Below are 5,002 nucleotides of genomic sequence, written 5' to 3' on the forward strand. Positions count from 1 at the left end.
TAGAAACCGAGATCGTAGGCATCTCAAACGAAACGGTAACGGCTAAATTTTTGAGCAATGGAACCTAGAAACCGAGCTAGTAGACGCGATATATTATTCAAACGATCCAGACGATGCGCCCGAGCACATCAAAGACTACTCAAAAGCGCTCAGGGTCGTCAAAAACGCCGTAAATATCTTTAGCCAGCTTAGCGACGACGGACTACAAAATACGCTAATGTGTCTCGACGAATACGGCTTTGCGCAAGATAAATTTTTAGAAGCCGTCGCAAAAGTCAAAGCGAATTTGTGAAAGAATTTTTAACCAAACTACTTGACGGAGCAAGCGAAAAGGAAGTCGCCTCCGCCGATAAAGAGATCCTACGAAATTTACTAAATTTAAACGCCGTAAGCTACCACAAAGATCGTTACTATCTAAACAACGGCTTTGTCTGCGGCAAACTCGATATAAGCGCAAACGGCACTGGCTTTTTAGCGCCTTACGACAAACGATTTAAGCAAGATATAATAATAGAAAATAAAAATTTAAACGCCTCACACTACGGCGACATCGTGCTGGCAAAGCTTTTGCCGCTAAAGAAAAAACGCCAAAGCGCCAAAGTCGTGATGACGCTAAAACTCGCCAACGAAACGAGCGTAGTCTATACCAAGCAAATAGGCTCGGTAATCCTTGGCGTAAACGTGAAAACCGGACTTAGCTCGGCCCTAAAAGCCTCGCAAAAATCTCTAAAAATGCTACCGCCTGGCACGCTACTAAAAATCGGCAATCTAAATAACGAAATAGTCGAGGTCATCGGCAATATAAACGATCCGCTAAGCGACGAGAAAATCTCGCTCGCCGTATTTAACAAAAACGACGAATTTAGCGAGGAGTGCGAAGCCCAGGCGCTTGCATGGGGCGACGAGGTCGATGTTACGATGTATCCGCAAAGGGTAGATTTACGGGAACTGCCTTTTTGCACGATCGATCCCGTCGATGCCAAAGACTTTGACGATGCGATATATTTTGACGAGAAAAAGCGCGAAATTTACGTCGCGATCGCAGACGTTAGCGAATACGTCACTCCCTACTCTCCGATAGATGCAGAGGCTAAAACGCGCGGATTTTCGATATATTTTCCGCACAAAGCCGTGCCGATGCTACCGCGAAATTTGAGTGAAAATATCTGCTCGCTTAAGCCAAATACCGCGCGCCTTGCGTTTTGTTTTAAAATCATGATTGACGAAAATGACGAAGTTATAAAAGAAGAGCTCATGGAGACTCTAATCGTCTCAAAAAAACGCTTTAACTACGACGAAGTCGATCAAATTTTACGCGGCGAACGCGAGGACGAAACCGACTGGATTAAGCCTCTTTTCGCGCTCACATCGCGCCTACGCAAAAAACGCCTGAAAAACGCGTTTGACTTTAGAACGCAGGAGCTTCGTATGAGTCTTAACGCAGACGGCGGGCTTTCATCTACGAGATTTGAGACCGATACCGACTCGCACAGACTCGTCGAGGACTGCATGCTGCTAGCCAACGTCGCAGCGGCAAAACGTATCGGTAAAGGCATCTTTAGAAATCACGGCTCGCCGGATCTGCGAAAAATACAAATTTTGCTCGAAGACCTCGGCGCTCTGGGCTTTGACTTCGTTTACGAAAGCGACATCGCAAATTTGGTTCGCAAAATCCAAGCGCAGGCTGACGCCGTAGGCAACCGCGAGGAAATAGATAAGCTTATCATAAAGTCGCAAAAAAAAGCCGAATACGGCGCGCAAAATTTAGGCCACTTCGGACTGGGGTTTGAGCGCTACACGCACTTTACGAGCCCGATCCGCCGCTACTCCGACCTTACGTTGCACCGCCTTTTAAAGGCCAAACTGCGCAACGACGAGAAATTTTTCAACTACCTGCTTTTAAATATAGAATCGACTTGCTCAAATTTAAGCGAGCTAGAGCGCGAAGCCGACAGGGTCGCGTTTGACTTTATGGATAGGAAATTCGCGCGCTGGGCAAAAGAGCGCATCGGACAGCGCTTTAACGCCTACATCAGCGAAAATCAAAACGTCGCGGTCGCTAGGCTTGACGACGAGATAAAAGGCGCTAGGATATTTTTGGGCTCATACAGCGTAAATTTACTACAAAAAGTCATCGTCGAAATCACGGACGCAGATATCGCTACGGCCGAAATTTTCGGTAAGGTCGTAAAGAAAATCGATGTATAGAAAAGAGCTAGAGGCTGCGCTAAATGCAGCTAAATTTCCAAATTATTTCCTGCTTTACGGTGCGGACGAATACCAAATAGAGCTTTTTGCGAAGGAAATTTTAGCCAAATTTAAAGATTTTGAAATTTTGAGTCTTTACTACGACGAGTACGATTTTGAGGTTGCGCGCGCGCATCTTTGCGAGCCTTCGCTATTTGGCGGCAGCCCGCTTTTGCACGTAAAAAGCGATAAAAAAATCCCCGCAAAAGAGTTAAAAATCCTGATAGAGGGTTGCAAAAACGGCGGCGCATTCGTTTTCGAGCTTTTTGAACCCGACGCCAAAGCCGTTTTTGATACGCAAAAGGCTTTCGGGGTAAATTTTGCGAGATTTTTTAAATCGGGCTCGCCCGAAGAGGCCGTAAATTTACTCGGCAGACAAGCCACAAAAATGAACCTAAGTATCACGAAAAACGCGCTTTTTGAACTCTACCGCATACATAACGAAAATTTATATTTGGCCGCAAGCGAGCTAAACAAACTATCCTCTCTAAACGAGCCCATAAACGAAAATATCGTAAGAAGCTTGGTTTTTTCGCTATCAAGTGTGAGTTTTGACGATTTTTTCGATAAATTTATCGCGCTAAAAGATATCAGGGCCGATTTTTTCTCCTGCGCGGACGATGGAAATTTTAATGAAATTTTGTTTATTAACTCACTTTACCGCGCATTTTTTAGACTCTTTAAACTACATGCAGGTATCAAAATAACGGGTAAATTTGACATAAAAGAAACGCTCGGTTATGCACCGCCACCAAATGTCGCAAATGAACTAAAAAGGCAGTGTCTGGCGGTAAATTTAAAAGCGTATAAAAAAATATTTATCGCGCTAAATTTGGCAGAATTTGAGCTAAAGACAAACTCTACCCTCGATAAAAAAACTTTTCTGCTCTCCTGCGTGCTGGGCCTACAAAATCTTATCGGCAAAAACAGCAAATATTAAGTAAAAAAAAGATAAAATCAGCTCTTGTCGAAAGACTTCCTTGCCCGTTTGCAACCGCGCAAACGAGCTTAATACCCACAAGGAGAATCAATGAAGCACTACGAGCTTTTATTCATTTTGAAGCCTACTTTGACGGAAGAAGAAGTAAGCGCAAAAGTTGATTTCGTTAAAGAAATCCTAACCAAAAACGGCGCAAATATCGCGTCCGTGCAGTCTATGGGCACTAGAAAACTAGCCTATACCGTAAAAAAATACGAGCGCGGAACTTATTTCGTCGTGTATTTCGAAGCTCCGACCCAAGCTATCGCCGAAGTCGAGCGTATCATCAGAATCACCGAAGATATCATCAAATTCTTAACGGTCAAATTTGAAAACAAAAAAGAGATCGCCGCTTGGGAAAAGATGAGCAAGGGCATCAAACTAAACAAAAAAGAACCGAAAGTCAAAGCAGAAGAAGCTCCGGCAACGCAAGAATAAGGACGAAAAATGTTTAATAGAGTCGTTTTGGTAGGAAATTTAACACGAGATATCGAGCTTAGATATACGACTGCGGGCGCAGCTATAGGCAACAGCGCCATCGCCGTAACTAGAAAATTTAACGTAAACGGCGAAAAACGCGAAGAAACGTGCTTTATTGATATAACATTTTTTGGAAAACAAGCGGAGATAGCAAATCAATATCTTTCCAAAGGTTCAAAGCTTCTAGTCGAGGGTCGCCTAAAATTCGACCAATGGACGGACAATAACGGACAAAACAGAAGCAAACACACGATCAGCGTGGAAAATATGGAGATGCTAGGCGGACAGCAACAAGGCGGATATAATCAAAATAGTAATCAAGGCTATCAGCAAGGCGGATATCAAAATAACGGCTACGGTGGCGGCTATCAGGGCGGACAAAATCAACAAAATAGCTACGCTCAAAGCGGTATGCAAAGGCAAAATTTTAATAAACCGCAACAACAAAAGCAACAGCCAAAAGACGAATACTACGGCGATAACGTCCGAGAAATAGATATAGATGCCGACAAATACGATGACGGCGACGAAACGATACCATTTTAATTAAGGAAAAACAATGGCTGAAAAAAGAAAATATTCACGCAAATACTGCAAATTTACGGAAGCAAAGATAGAATTTATCGATTATAAGGATACTTCGCTTTTAAAGTACTGCTTATCAGAGAGATTTAAAATCATGCCAAGACGCCTGACAGGAACGTCTAAAAAATATCAAGAGATGGTTGAGAAGGCTATCAAGCGCGCTCGCCAAGCAGCATTGATACCTTACGTAGTCGATCGCGATAACGTAGTAACCAATCCTTTTGAGGGACTATAATTTTTAAGCCCTTTTTAGGGCTTTTCTTTTTATTATATTCAAATTTTCTAAATTTTATGCCTCTTCGCTTTCTAAGACCCAATTTCGATGCGAATACTTTTTGCTTGAATTTTTAGCCCAAAAACTTTAAAGAAGTTTTTCCTAAAGACGCAAATACAAAAACTATGATTTTATTGATACTCCTGTAAGTAGCAAGCGTAGCGAAGTTAAAAACATAATTTGTTTCCAAATTTAAGATAAGAAATTTAAAGGAATTTTCTGAGTTTTTTATCTCGCATCAAGGTTGTAAAAATATTGGAGACCTCACTATTAAATTTACTTATCTTATCACGCTCTTTAGACATCAAATTCTGATATTTTTGACTACTTTCTTAGCAAGCAAGCACAAGACTTATTGCTTTTCTGAGTTTTTAGTAAATTTTGCTATTTTTGCAGCTTATACGTCAGATGAAAAATACCATAGAATTTCTCCAAAT

The 5,002-nt window shown here is 42.0% G+C and carries 5 protein-coding genes and 1 pseudogene; all 6 read left to right on the forward strand.

The window, feature by feature from the left end:
* Positions 1-292: pseudogene (locus tag Q0218_RS11995) on the forward strand (histidine kinase); the annotation flags it as partial.
* Positions 289-2,208, forward strand: coding sequence for a ribonuclease R family protein (locus Q0218_RS11850; protein WP_297969841.1), 1,920 nt, complete (start codon positions 289-291; stop codon positions 2,206-2,208). The pseudogene Q0218_RS11995 and the gene Q0218_RS11850, both read left to right, overlap by 4 nt.
* The gene (gene holA / locus Q0218_RS11855) at positions 2,201-3,187 is read left to right on the forward strand and encodes a DNA polymerase III subunit delta (RefSeq protein WP_297969843.1); all 987 of its coding nucleotides are present in this window, start codon (positions 2,201-2,203) and stop codon (positions 3,185-3,187) included. Before Q0218_RS11850 ends, holA begins: the two co-directional genes overlap by 8 nt.
* 90 nt (positions 3,188-3,277) lie before the next feature.
* Positions 3,278-3,664, forward strand: coding sequence for a 30S ribosomal protein S6 (gene rpsF / locus Q0218_RS11860; protein ID WP_297969845.1), 387 nt, complete (start codon positions 3,278-3,280; stop codon positions 3,662-3,664).
* Positions 3,665-3,673: 9 nt separating this feature from the next.
* The gene (locus Q0218_RS11865; protein WP_297969847.1) at positions 3,674-4,252 is read left to right on the forward strand and encodes a single-stranded DNA-binding protein; all 579 of its coding nucleotides are present in this window, start codon (positions 3,674-3,676) and stop codon (positions 4,250-4,252) included.
* 13 nt (positions 4,253-4,265) lie between these two features.
* Entirely contained in the window at positions 4,266-4,526 is a 261-nt protein-coding gene (rpsR, locus tag Q0218_RS11870) for a 30S ribosomal protein S18 (protein ID WP_295140647.1), read from the forward strand.
* Positions 4,527-5,002: the final 476 nt, after the last annotated feature.

Origin of the sequence: uncultured Campylobacter sp. (genome assembly GCF_938039245.1) — a bacterium.
Lineage (GTDB): Bacteria > Campylobacterota > Campylobacteria > Campylobacterales > Campylobacteraceae > Campylobacter_A.